The organism is Chryseobacterium sp., assembly GCF_029240215.1.
Classification (GTDB): Bacteria; Bacteroidota; Bacteroidia; order Flavobacteriales; family Weeksellaceae; genus Chryseobacterium.
In genome coordinates this window covers 495,492-512,879 of the sequence record NZ_JARBTK010000002.1, presented here as the reverse complement: position 1 = coordinate 512,879, position 17,388 = coordinate 495,492, and the positions used below count along the sequence as shown (strand labels likewise).

The following is a 17,388-nucleotide window of genomic DNA, read 5'->3' as shown; positions in this document are numbered from 1 at the left end:
ACAATGGGAATTGAAGGAAGCAGGGATGAAAGTTTACAGAATCCTGAATTAGATATCAACGAATCAATATTACACAATAGTTTCAGACAGAAAACATGGGATGAGATCGTTACCAAAGACAGCTGGATGGTTTTTAAAATCATGGCTGAATTTGTGGAGGGCTATGAAAAAATGGCTAAAATTGGCCCATGTGTTTCTATTTTCGGATCTGCGAGGTTAAAACCTGAAAGCAAATATTACGAAATGGCAGTGGAAATTGCTGAGAAAATTACAAAAGTGGGATTCGGTGTCATAACAGGAGGCGGACCTGGAATCATGGAAGCGGGTAACAAGGGAGCTTTCAATTCGGAAGGAAAATCTATCGGATTAAATATTGACCTGCCTTTTGAACAGCACTTCAATCCTTATATCAACAGACTCTATTCGATGAACTTCGATTATTTTTTTGTGAGAAAAGTAATGTTTGTAAAGTATTCTCAAGGTTTTATCGTGATGCCGGGAGGATTTGGAACCTTGGATGAACTTACTGAAGCGATTACCCTAATTCAAACAAAAAAAATAGGAAAATTTCCGATTGTTCTGGTGGGATCCGAATTTTGGGGTGGACTCTTAGAGTGGTTTAAAGATACCCTGCTAAAAGAAGGAATGATTGCTACCGATGATCTTGAACTTTATCGTGTGGTAGATACCGCTGATGAAGCTGTGGAACATATAAAGTCTTTTTATGAGAAATATGCAGTAAATGTTAACTTTTGATTGGCATTATATTTGAGCCATATATATTTACTAAGATGATTAATAATTTAAACTAAGATGAAAAAATTTTTATACATATCGGGTATTTTATCATTATTTGCTCTCATGAGTTTCATGACAGTTGATTTCTTCTCATCAATGACGAAAGTCGATTATATTGACGGAAGCAAAACGCTGAAATTCACAACAAAAATGAATACAAGTCACATTTCAGATGCCATCAAAATCAACCGCAGTACGGCAGGTTTTGAAGCTGAAGTGAAGAAATATGTAAACAACAATTTTGATGTTTATGTAAACAATTCTCCTAAAACCCTCACCTTCACAGGAAGCCAGGTAAGCGGAGAAACAGTATGGGTGTATTTTGAAACAGGTGGTGTTTCGGATATAAGCAGTTTAAAAATTAAAAATACTATTCTTTTAAGTGCTTTTCCTAAACAAATAAACCTGGTAAATATTGCCTACAAAGGAAACCAGAAAACAATGAATTTCCAACGTGGAAAGGAAGTGAACGAGGTTTCGTTTTAATAAGAATTTTTAGTTTAAAATAATAGCCACTGCTTTCTGCGGTGGTTTTTGCTTCTATTCAAGTTATTTTGAATTCCTGAAATCATTACTTTTGTTTAGTTAGATGTATGGCCTAAAAAAGGCGAACTATATAGTCCGCCTTTGTATTGTTAATTAAAGTAGGATTACAATCCTTTAATTTTAAAATCATCTATCTCCCATGTTGCAGAAGCTGAAGTTGTAGAAGTATACTTAAATCCTATTCTTACATTTTTACCTAAGAAAGCACTTAAATCTACATTTCCTGAGCTTACCCAGTCTCCAAATGCTGCGGTATTGGTATCCAATGCTGCTGGTAACAGAACCCATGTTGTTGTTGCAGGGTTACCTGTATAGTTTTCTGTAGCGTAAACTTGTAAAGCATTTCCTGAATATCGAACATCAGAAATGAAATTAACAGCAGCTTTGGTCTTTCCTACCAAACTAACTGATTTTGAAATCATCCAGTCTTCATTAGCATTGCTTACTCCTGCGAAACCATTCATTACGGCATAGTAATTTGTACCGTTTCCAGTATTTGAAGTCGTCCATGCTTGGGTTCCTGTAACGCTTACTGTAGTCCAATCTGCATTCAATCCTCCTGCCGCAAAACCATCTCCGTAAAGTACGGGAAGTGGTGTATATATAGTACCATCACATCTAGTATTATCTAAATCAGCTCCTAAAATATCTGTAATCCATAATTGGTAAACACCATTGAAAACACTGAGAACTCCATAAACATCACCCTTTCCTGCTTCAATTGTAGTTCCTGCAAAATCTGCGAAATTACTTGTTCTTAAAATAATTTTATTTCCTGAGCAATCTTCCAAAGTTCTGTTGGTTACCGCTCCTGAAGCATATACTTTCTCTAAATCTCCGGCAATGAATTGAAGATTTTTAAATTTAACCCATTTCCCAACATCACCTGCTGTCAACTGAGTAATTGTTTTTTCAGTTGGAACTACTGCAGTTGATGGTTTATTTGAATCAAAGAAATATTTATAAATATCAGTTTCAGCAATTCTACCTACCGCTCCATTGAAAGGAGATCCCACTTGAATTTCACCGGAAACAGCACCTACATATAAGTTTTTAAGTTTAATATAAACTTCTTTACCTACTGCAAATCTTGAATCATTGTATAAATCGGCTTTATCAATATTAATTCTGATTCCTCCTGTAGCATCTTCTACATAAACATATTTGAAAAGGTTTCCTGATCTGTCATTTGCTGTAACCTTAGCTTTTAAAACAAAGTCACCGTTGATTAACGTAAGTGAACTTGTAGCCAATTGCTTCACTTCAGCAACTGTTTTAGACGTCAAACCTGCATCACTATACTGGCAAGGATTAGAAGCAATACCATCAAGACGAGGGAATTTATTCATATCAAGATCTGTAACCTTGTTGATATACATCTGATATGTGCTGTTGAATTTGCTGTAAATACCTACAAATTTTCCGTTACCTGAAGGTAAAATCTGATTTGCAAACGATGCATAACCACTGTTTCTCACTACTCTTGTAGTCGTTGTACTGTTATCTCTGATAATTCTGTCTACAGTAACTCCATTTGGAGCAAAGTTTGTACACAATATTCTATTGTCAAATTCTGCATTATCCATCTGGATCAGACATCCGATATATTTATCGTTGGCTGTGATCATCTGAGCAGAAGTCATCAGTTTAGGAACGATTGTCTCTCTAACAGAGCATGATCTGAAAATTTTTGAAGGCACTAACTTTTCAGGTACTCTTAATACTGAAGTTGCGCTTCCTGCAGGATCTTTTACTCCTAACTGCACTACCCCTCCATAAGTTCCCAAAGCCAAACCAGCCAATTTGATATAAATTTTAGAACCTTGCGGATATCTTGTATAAGTACTTACCATATCAACACTGATTACAAATCCTTGTGTTGGGTTTTCAGCTTTATCCTGGATATAAATTGTTTTGTAAATATTTCCTGTTTCGTCAGTAGAAGAAACATATCCTTCAACAACATCTTTAGAATCATCAGGAAAAGCATAGACTGCACCTACATACTTGGCTCTCAATTCAGTCAATGTCATCGTTGCGGTAAGATCTGCACATTGATAACCATCAAGATTAGGCTCATCATACTTATCATCGTGTACACATCCTGTAATAAATAGTGATGCGATCACCACGAAAATATACTTTAGTATTGAATTATATTTTTTCATAGTAGTTGTTTTAGAATCTTAAATAAACATTTGTGAAGAATGTAGTACCTCTGTCGTACCATAATTTTGGTGCAAAAGCTGGATATTCTCTGCTTGCATCAGTTAATGCAGCCGGGAAAGCAACATTTCTACCCTGCTCAAATCCTCCTGTTACATAATTTCTGTTGTTTAAGATATTATTTACAGAAAGACTTATTCCCATTCTATATTTTCCGATAAGGAAAGATTTACCGGCATTGGCATTCAGCATAAACTGATTATCAAATTTTTTCTGAGCAGTAAGCTGTTGTATAAGTTCCGGGGTTGCTCCTTCGTAAGTGTCGTTCGTATCAGGATTTGTATACATATAAGGAGTCTTATTCAATGCAGAAAAATCAAGATACTGATCCATCAAATAATTTGCGGACGCTCCAACCCACCAATATTTTGGAGAATTGTATTTAAGACCCAAAGAAAATGCTTTCTGTGGAGTCCCTGCCACTTTATAATCTTTAATATTTGCTTTTCCTTTCCAGAATTCTTCTCCTCTGAATCCGTTAAGATCATCAAAAGTAGAAACATTAGCATTGCTTGTGTATTTATACTCTCCGACACTTGCAACCCCGATTGCATTTAATGTAGGTGTAATTTTCACATCAAACCCTAATTCTGCTCCTAAATATCTTTTATTAACTCCGCTTATCGCTTCATTTACAAGGGTATTGAAAGATGTTCCTACAGCATCCGTAGCATCTGCATAATATCTTGAGATTTCAGTTGCATTACTTATTGAAGTGTAATATCCTGTTAATCTAAGTTTCAGGATCTGTCCTCTCATGATATAACTCAAATCATTTGAATTGATGATTTGGTTCTTAACACCCGGTGTAAAATAATCAACAGCTCTTGGGTTGATGAATATTTCATTAAGAGTAGGAGCTAAACTGAAAAATGCACCGTTATAAACAATAAAATTCTTCCCGTTAACTTTATAAGTTATTTTCCCTTTGATTCCTGCATCTACAGCATCATAGATACTGCTTTTTCCTTTAGAATTATCTTTAAATCTGTTAATTCCGTTTCTGTAATCCCCTTCTCTCTGAGATTCTGAATATGAACTAAAAATTGATGCTACAACATTGAATTTATTAAAATCAACTTCTGATGAAACATTTAATGAATATTGGCTTCTCAATAATTCATAAGAATATTGCGTTCTGTCTCCTACACCCACCTGAACATTACTGTCATCAGTATTATATCTTACATCATTATTAAAGGCATTCAGATTATATGCGAAATTAGCACCTAATAAATCTTTAATCCTCCTAAAGTTATCTGATTTTAAATTCTGATAATTTAAATTAATATTCAATTTCCATTTGTCATTTAATCTTGTATCAAAGTGTGAAGCAAAATTAAAAGTTTTATCTCTATTCACATCTTCTACAACCGTATAAACTGCGCCTCTATCAGTTCCATCTGCATTACGTTTATTAAGATAATTAGCTTGATAAAGACTGTTCCAATCTATTTGAGATTGTGCTTTGAATTCGTCAGCAGTTAAAAGTCCGTAGCTTGGTAATTTTCTGTAATAGGTCGGGTTAGGATCTGAAGCATGGAACCAGTCTAGTCTGCTTCGTGCATCGCTACCTATTTGGTAAGAAACCGTGTTGATCCAGTTTGAGCTTTTTCCTATCTTCAAATAATCGGTCAGCATAAACATCGGTTCAAAAACCTTTCTGATTCTTGAGTTTCTCTCTTCACCATCTTGCATTCCCCAGTATGAGTTATAGTTTTTACCCATAATATCATAAACCTCCTGTGTATTTGGAGAGTTTGATGCTCTGTATGTTGGTGATCCGAAACCAGTAAAGTTAATTGAATGTCTTTCACTAAATTTCTTTTCTATCGAAGCAAAATAAGCGTAAGCGTCCTGATAAACCCCATCAATTACTGCATTATCTCCCCATCTTCTGCTTCCTGAGAATGTAAATGCCCAACCACTTTTGCTTAATCCTGAAGAATAAGTTGCCATTGCTCTGTGAAGGTAACTTCTGTTGGTAAATGAATACGCTAAAGAGGTCTGTTTTCTATAATTAGAAGCTCTTGTATTGTAATATACAACACCTCCCAAATTACCGAAAGTATATTCTGATGGTGTAATGTTGTCTACATTTTCGTGAGGATACCTTGTAACATCGTTAAGCCCGCCCCAATTACTGAAATCAATTCTTCCATCATCATTTTTAGACATTGAAATACCATTGAACATAACGTCTTCAAATCTATTATCAACCCCTCTCGGTCTGAACCAATATGCACCCAATTCAAAAGCGGATACGTTCTGAAAGGCATCTCTTCCCGAACTCAAAAGCCCAACCGTAGGTTGCATTGCAGATCCTCCGTCTTCAGTATCATTCGCAGAATCATCAATTACAACAACGCCTGCATCTGTTGCCTGGCTGTTGTTAAGAACAATTACACCTAAGTCCTTTTTTTTCTCATCAGCAGAAATATCAAATTCCAAAATTTTAGACTCAAAATTTGGTTTTGTGATGGTGATAAGATAATGTCCAGGCTTTAAATCCACAAACTGGAAGTAACCTATTTTATCTGCAGTTACATCATCAACAGAATTGTCAAGATCTACTTCTGCTCTCTCAACCGGCTTACCGTCCTGAGTCTTAACATACGCATATGCAGTAGTTTGTGCATAATAATATGATGCAGGAAGTAATGTAAACAAAGAGATTAGGGATAGTTTTTTAATCATAATAACCTTATTTTTAGTACCTTCTTTATTTAAGGGGCAACAAATTTAGTATTATTTTCATAAACTAAAACATATTTACACCTTTCTTCTATTAATTTTTCTTAACGAACATTAATTATCTTAAAAAAAACTACTGTTTATCGTTAATACCGAAAAGTTACTTTGTTAAAATAATTTAACGTTGAATATTATATAAAATTAGTAATTTTACCTCCTTAATTTTTCGAATATAATAATAAGATGAAAAAATATTTAATCATTTTTACCGTATTTTGTTTTGGCTTTTCTTTTTCACAACAAAAACAGGTAAAAAGAGCTGCCGTGACTTTTTTAAATGTAGAAAACCTTTGGGATACAATTGTCTCAGCAGATTATATTGATGGAACTCTGCCTTTTTCGAATCCTAAATTTCATCGAAGTGTTCCTTTAGATTCTCTTAAATTTTTAGAGACAACAGAAGATTACCGAGGCGAATGGAACAATGAACTTTTAGTAGGAAAAAAGGTTATCAGAAGACAGATATTAGCTGAGGATTTTACGGCAAACAGTCCTAAAAGATGGGGTACAAAATATTACAATCAGAAATTAGCAAATGAAGCTAAAGTAATTTCTGAATTGGGAAGACAATATACAAATGACAACCCGGCAATTTGCGGTCTTATAGAAGTTGAGAACAGACAAGTGATTGAAGACCTGATAAAGCAACCTGTTTTAGCAAAAAGCAACTACGGAATCGTGCATTACAATTCATATGATGCAAGAGGAATTGATATTGCCATCATTTATCAGAAAAACAGATTTATAGTTCAAAATTCTTACACGAAAGAAATTAAAATCTATAATGAAGATGGAAAGAGACAGTACACAAGAGATGTTTTGGTGGTAATAGGATTATTGGACGGAGAAAAATTTGCAGTATTTATGAATCACTGGCCTTCAAGAAGTGGTGGTGAGGCAGTTTCTCAACCCAAAAGAAACGCTGCTGCGGCTGTTCTGAAAAATGAAATGGATAAAATTTCTTTAGAAAACCCAGGTATTAAATTAATATCAATGGGAGATTATAATGATGACCCTGTAAGCCCGAGTTTAAAAAAACATTTAGGAGCAGTTGGCGATCCGAGTGAGTTATCAGACAAATCACCTTATTATAATCTAATGTATAAATTATACAAAGCAGGTGTAGCTTCTTTAGCATACAGAGATGCTCCGAATTTATTTGACCAGATTATTATTTCCAAAAATTTGTATTCGACCGAAAAGTTAACCCCTACTTACAGTTTATTCAAAGCGGAAATTTATGCTCCTTCTTATCTGGTTAACAAAGATGGCCAGTGGAAAGGCTACCCTTTCCGATCTTGGGACGGAGACAGATTCACAGGCGGATATAGTGATCACTTTCCTGCAGTATCAGTAATTCAAAAAGAATACATCAAAAAATAAAATCTAAAAGCATTCTTAATCGAGTGCTTTTTTTGTGTAACTTCATGATTATGAAAAATTTAATCTTAATTATAATCTTTACAATTATTCCGTTAAATTTTACTGCGCAATCTTCACCTAAAAATGAAAAAGAAGAGCCTGCTATGAAACCGGAGAAAAATGACGATGGCGAATGGGAACTTACCGTCATTGACACGCAGTATGATTATTTCCTGAATGCCATAGCAAAACCGATCAGTCAATACTCTGAAAGCTTTTTAAAAAGCAGGAATACCTTGCTCGTTACAGAATGGAATTCGTATTACACTTCAGGCAGACACAGGAACGTGATAGAATCTTCTATTGATTATGATCCCAGAGAAAAATACGGAATTAAGTTTGAATATAAATTGTATCAGGTTTTTGCTTATGTCAACTGGAAATACAAGCTTAAAATGAATGGATTGAGTGCTTCGGATAGTTTCAGATAGAAAACAAAAAAGGTTCAGAAAATTCTGAACCTTTTTTTATCTTAATTAGGATGATTATTTATTAAATAATTCTTCAACTTTATCCCAATTTACTACATTAAAGAATGCAGTTACGTAATCAGGTCTTCTGTTTTGATAGTTTAAATAATAAGCATGTTCCCAAACATCTAAACCTAAAACCGGGGTTCCTTTCACATCCGCAACAGGCATTAAAGGATTGTCTTGGTTCGGAGTAGAAGACACAGAAACAGAACCGTCTTCGTTTTTAATTAGCCAAGCCCATCCAGACCCGAATCTAGTTTTAGCAGCTTCAGCAAAATCAGTTTTGAATTTATCAAAACCTCCATAGTTTTCAATTGCATTGCTTACATTTCCAACCGGAGTAGAACTTCCTCCCGGAGTTAAAATTTCCCAGAATAGAGAGTGGTTAAAGTGGCCTCCACCATTATTTCTTACTGCAGGTTTCTCAGTACCCGTTTTGCAAACCTCTTCGATTGATTTTCCTTCTAATTCAGTTCCTTCAATTGCTTTATTTAAGTTGTCAATATATGCTTGGTGATGCTTTGTATGGTGGATTTCCATAGTTTTCGCATCGATTGTTGGCTCTAAAGCGTCGTACGAGTATCCTAATTTTGGTAATTCAAATGACATAAGTTTAATTTTTAATGTTAATATGTAAATTTAGCCAATATTTAAGCCAATATCAAAAATTGCAGATTATTTTAATAAATCTTTAACATTGATAGTTTAACTAGAAATTTTAAATTGAATTAAAACAAAAAGCACAGACCGGAATCTGTGCTCTTATAAACAATATTAACTTATGTCTATCTATTCATAGACATTAAAAATTCTTCGTTGTTCAGAGTTCCTCTGATATTTTTGTTGACAAATTCCATCGCTTCGATAGGATTCATTTCCGAAAGATACTTTCTGAAAATCCACATTCTCTGTGAAGTTACTTCATCAAGCAATAAATCATCCCTTCTTGTACTTGAAGAAACCAAATCGATTGCAGGATAAATTCTTCTGTTGGCAATTTTTCTGTCTAATTGAAGTTCCATGTTTCCGGTACCTTTGAATTCTTCAAAAATCACCTCGTCCATTTTAGAACCCGTATCGATCAATGCAGTTGCGATAATCGTCAACGAACCTCCGTTTTCAATTTTTCTCGCTGCACCAAAAAATCTTTTTGGTTTATGTAAAGCGTTCGCATCTACACCACCCGAAAGTACTTTCCCAGATGCCGGAGTTACAGTATTGTAAGCTCTTGCCAATCTTGTAATCGAATCTAATAAAATAACCACATCGTGACCACATTCAACCATTCTTTGAGCTTTCGCTAAAACAAGGTTGGCCACTTTCACGTGCTTATCAGCAGCTTCGTCAAATGTAGAAGCAATAACTTCTGCATTTACACTCCTTTCCATGTCGGTAACTTCTTCAGGACGTTCGTCGATCAAAAGCACCATCATATAAACTTCAGGGTGATTGGCTGCAATAGAGTTGGCAATATCTTTCAGCAACATGGTTTTACCGGTTTTCGGCTGAGCAACAATCATTGCTCTCTGTCCTTTTCCGATAGGCGCAAAAAGATCTACAATTCTCGTAGACATCGTAGAGTTATCACCTGAAAGATTAAATTTCTCTTCCGGGAAAAGCGGAGTTAAATATTCGAAAGCAACACGGTCTTTGATAAATGCAAGATCGCGTCCGTTAACTTCTGTTGGTTTTAATAAAGAAAAATATTTCTCGCCTTCTTTTGGTAAACGTACAATACCTCTTACGGTATCTCCTGTTTTTAATCCAAAATTTCTGATCTGTGCAGTAGAAACATACACGTCATCGGGAGAAGATATATAACTGAAATCTGAAGAACGTAAAAATCCGTAGTTATCAGGGAGAATTTCCAAAACTCCTTCAATACTCACCATTCCGTCAAAATTGAACTCTTTTTTAGGTTCAGTTTCTTCTCTTTCAGAATTTCTGTTCTGATTTTGATTAGAATTCTGATTCTGATTAGGGTTATTTTGATTAGGATTGTTTTGGTTAGAATTCTGATTTTGGTTATTGTTCTGATTTCTGTTTTGAGGATTTCCACTACTTTGTTGTGGATAATTTTGACCTTTCTGATTTTGAGACTGACCTTGCTGTTGCTGTTGCGGTCTTTTAGGTCTTTCTTCTCTGGCTTGTGCAGAAGGTACAGCAGCTTGAGAATCTGTGTTTACAGGAGCTTCCTCTTTTTCCTGAGTTTGGCTTTCAGATAAATTTGCAGGAGCTACCCTTTTTCTTTTCTGTTTTGAAGCATTGTTTGCAGGCCTTTCTTCCACCGCACCTTTTGCAGGCTCTTTTACGATAGCTTCTGCAATAACTTCTTTTTCTTCGGTTGCTTCCTCTGTCTTTTCAGGTTCTGCTTCTTTAGGTGTTTCTGTAGCAACTTTTGACCTTACCGGCTTTTTGGCTGCTGGTTTTTTCGGAGCAGCTTTCACCACTTTTTCTGCTGGGGCAGGTTTTTCTTCAGTTTCTGTATTGCTTTCTGTAGTATTGAAGTAATCTTTTGCTACTTTAGGGTTAGAAGCCTGAAAATCAAGAACGGCGAAGATTTTATCATTATCTGTGCTGTTTCTTGCAACCTTAACGCCCAAATCTTTTAGGATTTTAGCCAATTCCGTTACGGATTTTGACCTTAACGTTTCTATGTTAAACATATTTAAAGTAAAAATGTAATTAGTTGTGAGTAAGAAAAGTAAGTCCGGTGACTTTTGTTTTCAAGTACATTGTATATTGCAAATCTACACTTATTTTTGAATTGTGCAAAATTTATGTTATTTTTGCTGCTGAATTTAAGATTCTATGTTACAAAGAATACAGACTATTTGGATTTTGCTGTCAGTTTTAGCAGCAGCTTTCCTATATATTACGGGGCAGGATGTAGAAGTTTTCGGAAAAACACCGATTATAAGCATCTCATCAATTGTTTTGGTTTTGATAGGCGCATTCAGTTTGTTTAGCTTTAAAAATAGAAAAAGACAGATCATGCTGAATAATATCAGCATCATTATAAACGCTTTGTTGATTGGTATATTGGTGTACTGGATGCAAAACTTATCCGGAGGAATAGATTTTCCTGAGAAGGGTATTGAGCCGGTTTTCCCATTGATTGCGGTAATTTGTTTGTTTTTGGCAAATATTTTCATCAAGAAAGATGAGAGGCTCGTAAAATCTGTAGACAGACTGCGATAACCTGACAATGATTTTTTTTGAGTAAGAACAGCTTCTTTTGGAGCTGTTTTTTTTATTTTAAATTGGTCAAAATACACTCATTATTCTTTTGAGATTTTACATTCATAATTTTTTCTAAAAATTCTATGCAACATTTCAAATAAAATTGCGACATATTCACCTAAGAATAAATATTTACCCTATGAAAAAACTAACCTACCTTTTTCTATCTCTTTTTTCTACAGCCATCTTCGCACAGGAAGTTTCTACAGAAAGAATAAAAACGGTCATCTCAACCCTTGCTTCTGACGAAATGAAAGGCCGTGAAATCGGAACTCCTGAAAATGACAAGGCAGCTAATTATATTGCTGAACTTTTTAAAGAAAATAATTTAGAATACTGTACTGGTAATTCTTATCTCGTTCCTTTCAATTATAAGGGGAAGACAGCATACAATGTCTGCGGAATCAAAAAGGGAAAATCTGAAAAAACGTTAGGCTTTTCCGGGCACTTTGATCATATCGGGGTGAGCAAAAAGGGAGGTGAAGATACTATTTACAATGGTGCAGATGATGATGCCAGCGGAATTACGACTTTAGTGGGAATTGCAGATTATTTCAGAGATAAAAAACCAGAATTCTCAATGGTTTTCATGGCATTCAACGGTGAAGAAAAAGGCATGCTGGGATCAACAGCGATCGCTGAAGATAAAAATTTAGATAAAATTTATAACCATCTTTCTGCACTTTTCAATTTTGAAATGGTAGCAACCGAATCTGAATTTGGAAAAAATGCAGTCTTTATTACGGGAGACGAATTTTCTGACCTTGACGAATTGTTTAACAAAAATACAGTAAACGGTTTAAAAATCCACCCGGATCCTTATGCGTCTGAACAATTATTCTACAGATCTGATAATGTAAGTTTTGTGAAGAAAAAAATCATTGCCCATTCTATTTCAACTGCAGATATGAGTAAAATCAAACATTATCATCAGGTAAATGACGACATCAACATCGTTGATTTTGAAAATCTTAGCCAACTCATCAACAATTTTGGAAAGACTCTCGAAAAATTAAACCCAAAAAACTTCGATCCGAAGTATAATGATAAAGTAAAATTCAATTAAAAACGTCTTATCATTATATTTTAATTAATTTTGCTATCCAATTTTATTGAATGAACGAATATAAAAAAATACTGAAATTCGCCAGACCTCATCAGAAATATATTTACGGAAGTTTATTTTTCAATCTTTTGTATTCTTTTTTTCAGATTGCCTCTTTAGGAGCCATTCTGCCTGTGTTGGGAATGCTTTTCGGTACCATCAAACCTGAAAAATATGATTCGGCGCCTGTTTATTCCGGTGATATTGTAGATGCATTGTCTTATCTGAAAGAATATTTAAATTATACTGTACAAAACCTTGTTACAGAATATGGGAGTTTAAATGTATTGGCATGGCTCTGTGTGATTACAGCATTCATGTTTTTACTGAGAAATATTTTCAGATATTTAGGATCGTACTTATTGATTAATTATCGCGTTGGTGTAACGAAAGATCTTCGTGGTGCAATGTATCGCAAGATTTTGTCTCTTCCTGTTTCATTCTTTACGGAAAGCAGAAAAGGCGATATGATGTCTCGTATGTCAAATGATGTAGGTGAAGTAGAAGGGAATATTTTAGGAAGCTTGGTCGATCTTATTAACTCTCCGTTTATGTTAATCAGCACTTTGGTGACTTTATTTTTCTTAAGCCCCGAAATGACGCTTTTCTCTCTTTTAGTTTTGCCTGTTATGGGAACACTGATCGCTTTAATCGGTAAAAGCCTTAAAAAAGATTCTCATGAAGCCCAGAACGAGATGGGAACTATCTTTTCAATTGTAGATGAAACCTTAAAATCTTCAAAGGTTATTAAAATCTTCAGTGCCGAAAAAATAATGAACAACCGTTTTATGGGTTCTATGCAAAAGTGGATCAACAGCTCTATAAGCTTGGGAAGAAAAAAAGAACTGGCATCGCCGATGAGCGAATTTTTAGGGTCAATTACATTTTTAATTATTGCTTGGTACGGCGGGAAACAGATCATCGTAGAACAGAGCATTTCTCCTGAAGATTTTCTTGTGTTTTTAGGGATGTTTTTCCAGATTTTGCCTCCAATGAAAAGCTTGTCGACCTCTATATCAAATATTCAGAAGGGTGAAGCTTCTTTAATCAGAGTTTTGGAAATCCTGGAAGCTGATGTGAAAATTGAAGAAGTTGCTGAACCGGTTTCTATCTCCAATCTTGATGCGCATATTGAGTTTAAAGACATTGGTTTCTATTATGATAAGTCAAATTTAATCCTTAAAAACTTCAATTTAATAATACCTAAAGGCAAAACTGTTGCCTTGGTCGGGCAAAGTGGAAGTGGTAAAACAACCATTGCCAACCTTTTAGCAAGATTTTACGATGTTTCCGAAGGTGAAATTTTAATTGACAAAACCAACATCAAACATTTAAAACTGACAGAATACAGAAAACTGCTAGGAATGGTCACTCAGGAATCTGTTCTTTTTAATGATACGGTTTACAACAATATTTTGATGGGTAAACCTGAAGCATCAAGAGAAGAAGTCATTGCTGCTGCTAAAATTGCCAATGCAGATTTATTTATCACTCAACTTCCGAATGGCTACGATACCAATATCGGAGACGATGGTGGAAAGCTTTCCGGAGGACAAAAGCAAAGAGTTTCTATCGCAAGAGCGGTACTTAAAAACCCACCGATTATGATTTTGGATGAAGCAACCTCCGCTTTAGATACAGAATCTGAAAAATTTGTGCAGGATGCCCTTGAAAAAATGATGGAAAACAGAACTTCTCTTGTTATTGCACACCGACTTTCAACCATTCAAAAAGCCGACTGGATCGTTGTAATGGAAAAGGGTGACATCGTAGAACAGGGAACTCACCACGATCTTATTTTAAAACGAGGAACCTATCACAAACTCGTTGAGCTGCAAAATTTTGATTAAAATTAAATCTTTTTAAATTTATTTAAAATGAATCCTATACAAGAGTACTTCTTCAGAATTGACGAGCCTGAACGAAGTGCTCTTTTGTTTTTAAGAAAGAAAATCTTAGAATCTGATACAGAAAACATCACCGAAACATTAAGCTTCGGACTTCCGTTTTTCAAATTCAGAAAGAAAATGCTGTGCTATTTTTATTACAGTAAAAAGCATAAGAAGCATTACATCAGCTTCTATCACGGTGATCGATTAGAGTATCCGGAATTGCTTTCTGAGGGTAGAAAGAAGTTTAAAATCCTTTTAATTGATACGGATGAGGATTTGCCTGTTGAATTTATTTTGAGGTTAATAAATGAGGTTAAAATGCATATTGCATTTTAGTTTCATGAAGCAATATCACTTATTCTAATTCCAGATTTCTTTTTAGAAGCTCAAAAAAAGTATCTTGAAAAGTTAGAAAAGGAGAACGAAAATCTTTTAAAAGAAATTAAAATCTTAAAATTTCAACAGAAATAATATTTCTGTATCCTAACAAATACTTTTTCTAAAGCATCATAGGATCAAATTTTAAACGAAAAAAGAGAAACTTTAATGGGTTTCTCTTTTTTTTATTCATAGTCAGAAAATTATTTCCTGATAACTTTATGCTTAAACTGGGTTCCGCCTTCAAGGGTGATATCCAACAGATAAGATCCTGCAGGATAAGAGGTAAGATCTACTTTTGAATCTCTCACTTCATTCAGTTTTCTCCCTTCAAGAGAATAAACGATTATATTTTTTACCTTTTTATCTGATCGGATGTTTACAAAATCCGATGTAGGATTCGGATAAACAGATACATCAACCGTTGAAATATCATTTACCGCCAAAAGTTGATTGTTACTTTGCATATAAATTGAAAGCACAATACGCCCGTCCTGATTATAAAAAACAGCTGTCGGAACTTCATATTTTAAGGTATGACTTCCTGCTGTAAGCGATGTTGCAGTAAAGCTTCTGATCGGAACAGAATCTCCAGGACACCAATTATTCCATGATGTCCACCATGCAGCACTTTGTGGGTTGTAGCCATAGATACCATTTGCCTGAGTATTATACTGCCTGTATGGTTCGCATGATTTTCCTCCCGGTGTAAAGGTTAAAACCTGAGCATTATCCAAAGAAACTAAATTTTGTCTTCTTACGTATTCTTCACCATTGGTATTTGCTCCGTGTGGCGTTGTAACGATAACAAACTTAGCATTCGTTGTACTTTGGTTTAAATTAAAATTAACCAGTCTTACAGTCTGTCCTGCCTGATCTGTATTGTTGTAATTGTTCAATTCATTTGAATCTAGCAATGGTAATAAATTATTGAAAGTATTGGTCACCGCAGGATCATTATAAGTAACAAAATCAAGCGTTCCGGCAAAAACATCATTTCTTCCCGAGCAACCTGCGACTTGTGTATTAGCTGCATAAGGAACTCCAAAAACATCCAGTTCCACCCAAATATCATATGTATTTCTAAGTGTTGTGTTGCTGAAAACCGCGTAAAGATTATCTACTTCATACGTATAAGGAACCTCAGTCGGAAAAACATTTTTGTTCATAAACGGTGTAATGTATCTCCCAATTTCAATTCTTTTTACCAAAGGATCACTCAGCGTATAAGAAATCTGGTTTTTTGGAACTAAGGCAATGTGTACTCCACCAATCCGGTCATAATTATCACACAGCGCACCAATGGTTACATTCATCTGAATTTTATTCTGGAAAGAATTCAGCTCGGCATCAGTCAGTTTTTTTGCATATCTGTAATTGGCAAGTCGGATTGTGTTTGCGGGAACCGGATTGGATACATTTCCTGCATAACCGTCATAAAAAACGATCTGGGAAAACACATTGATATTAGTTTGCGCATTGATGCAAAATCCTATAAACAAAAGTAAAGAAAGTAGAGTTTTTTTCATTGAATTTTAAATATTAATAATTTTATCTTCAAAAATAAACTTTAAAATGAAGAACACCAATAATAAAGTATTAAATGAGTATGTTATTTTTAACAAAAATTCAATATTTTTTAAAATTCAACAACAAAACATCAGACTATTCAATTTATTAGTATATCTCATTCTCCACAAATTGTATCGATCATTATAAAAAATTGTAACTATTCCTTTAAAAAACATTGGCTTCAATACTGCGTATTTCCTATTAAAAAAACCGCTTCTTTCGAAACGGTTTCCTGATTTTATTATTTAATTTCTAAACATTAATCTTTCATTCTGGCAATCACATCAATTCCACCTTTTGTTTTATCTCCGATCTTACAGGTAATTTCTGTATCAAGAGGCAGAAAAATATCCATTCTGGAACCGAATTTAATAAAACCAAATTCATGTCCGGCTTTTGCAGTATCGCCTTCATTACAATAGAAAACAATCCTTCTTGCAACATAACCTGCAATCTGCCTGAAAACTACTTTATGGTTGGTTAAACTTTCAACAGCAACAGTCGTTCTTTCATTTTCGGTAGACGATTTCTCGTGCCAAGCTACCAAATATTTTCCGGGGTGATATTTTTTATAAATTACATTTCCTGATACCGGAAATCTGCATATGTGTACATTCAGAGGAGACATAAAGATAGAAACCTGAATTGCCTTCTCTTTAAGAAATTCTGTTTCTTCAACCTCTTTTATCATGACCACTTTTCCGTCTACAGGTGCAATTACATTCTCTGTATGATCTAAAATATCACGATTCGGAACTCTGAAAAACCAAAAAACCAAACTGTAAATAATCAATAACGGGATAATGATCAATAACGACCACATTTCGAGAAAATAAATAGATAAAGCTGCTACCACAGCAAAAAGTAGACTTGCTACGATGATCGTTCCTTTCGATTCCTTATGTAATTTCATATGAGGATATTAATTTTTTTATTTGTCATCAGCAATCGCATTATTTTAAAGTTAAAAATCATGCGG

At 34.6% G+C, this 17,388-nt stretch carries 14 protein-coding genes; 8 read left to right on the top strand and 6 right to left on the bottom strand.

The features are described 5' to 3' along the window. The first annotated feature begins 3 nt into the window (after positions 1 to 3). Both K0R77_RS06390 and K0R77_RS06385 read left to right on the top strand, forming a co-directional pair. The gene (locus tag K0R77_RS06390) at positions 4 to 756 is read left to right on the top strand and encodes a TIGR00730 family Rossman fold protein (protein WP_300350028.1); all 753 of its coding nucleotides are present in this window, start codon (positions 4 to 6) and stop codon (positions 754 to 756) included. A gap of 57 nt (positions 757 to 813) precedes the next feature. Further along, positions 814 to 1,284, top strand: coding sequence for a DUF6702 family protein (locus K0R77_RS06385; RefSeq protein ID WP_300350025.1), 471 nt, complete (start codon positions 814 to 816; stop codon positions 1,282 to 1,284). Between the two features lie 164 nt (positions 1,285 to 1,448). Here the strand turns inward: K0R77_RS06385 and K0R77_RS06380 are convergent, their stop codons facing one another. Both K0R77_RS06380 and K0R77_RS06375 read right to left on the bottom strand, forming a co-directional pair. After that, positions 1,449 to 3,512, bottom strand: a complete 2,064-nt coding sequence (locus tag K0R77_RS06380; RefSeq protein WP_300350022.1) for a DUF5689 domain-containing protein — start codon at positions 3,510 to 3,512, stop codon at positions 1,449 to 1,451. Between the two features lie 10 nt (positions 3,513 to 3,522). Beyond that, complete coding sequence (locus K0R77_RS06375; protein WP_300350020.1) at positions 3,523 to 6,267, bottom strand: carboxypeptidase-like regulatory domain-containing protein; 2,745 nt, start codon at positions 6,265 to 6,267, stop codon at positions 3,523 to 3,525. A 240-nt stretch (positions 6,268 to 6,507) separates the two neighbouring features. Here K0R77_RS06375 and K0R77_RS06370 point away from each other — a divergent pair, with 240 nt between their 5' ends. Beyond that, on the top strand, positions 6,508 to 7,707 hold the full coding sequence (locus tag K0R77_RS06370) for an endonuclease (RefSeq protein WP_300350018.1): 1,200 nt from the start codon (positions 6,508 to 6,510) through the stop codon (positions 7,705 to 7,707). Between the two features lie 50 nt (positions 7,708 to 7,757). Continuing rightward, positions 7,758 to 8,177, top strand: coding sequence for a DUF6146 family protein (locus K0R77_RS06365; RefSeq protein ID WP_300350015.1), 420 nt, complete (start codon positions 7,758 to 7,760; stop codon positions 8,175 to 8,177). A 54-nt stretch (positions 8,178 to 8,231) separates the two neighbouring features. Here K0R77_RS06365 and K0R77_RS06360 read toward each other — a convergent pair whose 3' ends face one another. Together K0R77_RS06360 and rho are read right to left on the bottom strand one after the other, a co-directional pair. Continuing rightward, positions 8,232 to 8,828, bottom strand: coding sequence for a superoxide dismutase (locus tag K0R77_RS06360; RefSeq protein ID WP_300350012.1), 597 nt, complete (start codon positions 8,826 to 8,828; stop codon positions 8,232 to 8,234). 176 nt (positions 8,829 to 9,004) lie between these two features. Then, the gene (gene rho, locus K0R77_RS06355; RefSeq protein ID WP_300350009.1) at positions 9,005 to 10,885 is read right to left on the bottom strand and encodes a transcription termination factor Rho; all 1,881 of its coding nucleotides are present in this window, start codon (positions 10,883 to 10,885) and stop codon (positions 9,005 to 9,007) included. A 145-nt stretch (positions 10,886 to 11,030) separates the two neighbouring features. Between rho and K0R77_RS06350 the strand changes: the two genes are divergently transcribed. The 4 genes from K0R77_RS06350 (at position 11,031) to K0R77_RS06335 (ending at position 14,795) form a co-directional block, all read left to right on the top strand. Further along, positions 11,031 to 11,420: a DUF4293 domain-containing protein gene (locus K0R77_RS06350; RefSeq protein WP_300350007.1), complete on the top strand. Its 390-nt coding sequence runs from the start codon at positions 11,031 to 11,033 to the stop codon at positions 11,418 to 11,420. Between the two features lie 181 nt (positions 11,421 to 11,601). Then, the gene (locus tag K0R77_RS06345) at positions 11,602 to 12,528 is read left to right on the top strand and encodes a M28 family peptidase (protein WP_300350004.1); all 927 of its coding nucleotides are present in this window, start codon (positions 11,602 to 11,604) and stop codon (positions 12,526 to 12,528) included. 50 nt (positions 12,529 to 12,578) lie between these two features. Further along, entirely contained in the window at positions 12,579 to 14,417 is a 1,839-nt protein-coding gene (locus K0R77_RS06340) for an ABC transporter ATP-binding protein (RefSeq protein ID WP_300350002.1), read from the top strand. Between the two features lie 27 nt (positions 14,418 to 14,444). After that, positions 14,445 to 14,795, top strand: coding sequence for a DUF1801 domain-containing protein (locus K0R77_RS06335; protein WP_300349999.1), 351 nt, complete (start codon positions 14,445 to 14,447; stop codon positions 14,793 to 14,795). Positions 14,796 to 15,040: 245 nt separating this feature from the next. Here the strand turns inward: K0R77_RS06335 and K0R77_RS06330 are convergent, their stop codons facing one another. Both K0R77_RS06330 and K0R77_RS06325 read right to left on the bottom strand, forming a co-directional pair. Beyond that, positions 15,041 to 16,366 (bottom strand): peptide-N-glycosidase F-related protein, encoded by a 1,326-nt coding sequence (locus tag K0R77_RS06330; RefSeq protein WP_300349997.1) that lies wholly within the window; start codon positions 16,364 to 16,366, stop codon positions 15,041 to 15,043. A gap of 302 nt (positions 16,367 to 16,668) precedes the next feature. Beyond that, positions 16,669 to 17,322, bottom strand: coding sequence for a phosphatidylserine decarboxylase family protein (locus tag K0R77_RS06325; protein WP_300349994.1), 654 nt, complete (start codon positions 17,320 to 17,322; stop codon positions 16,669 to 16,671). Positions 17,323 to 17,388: the final 66 nt, after the last annotated feature.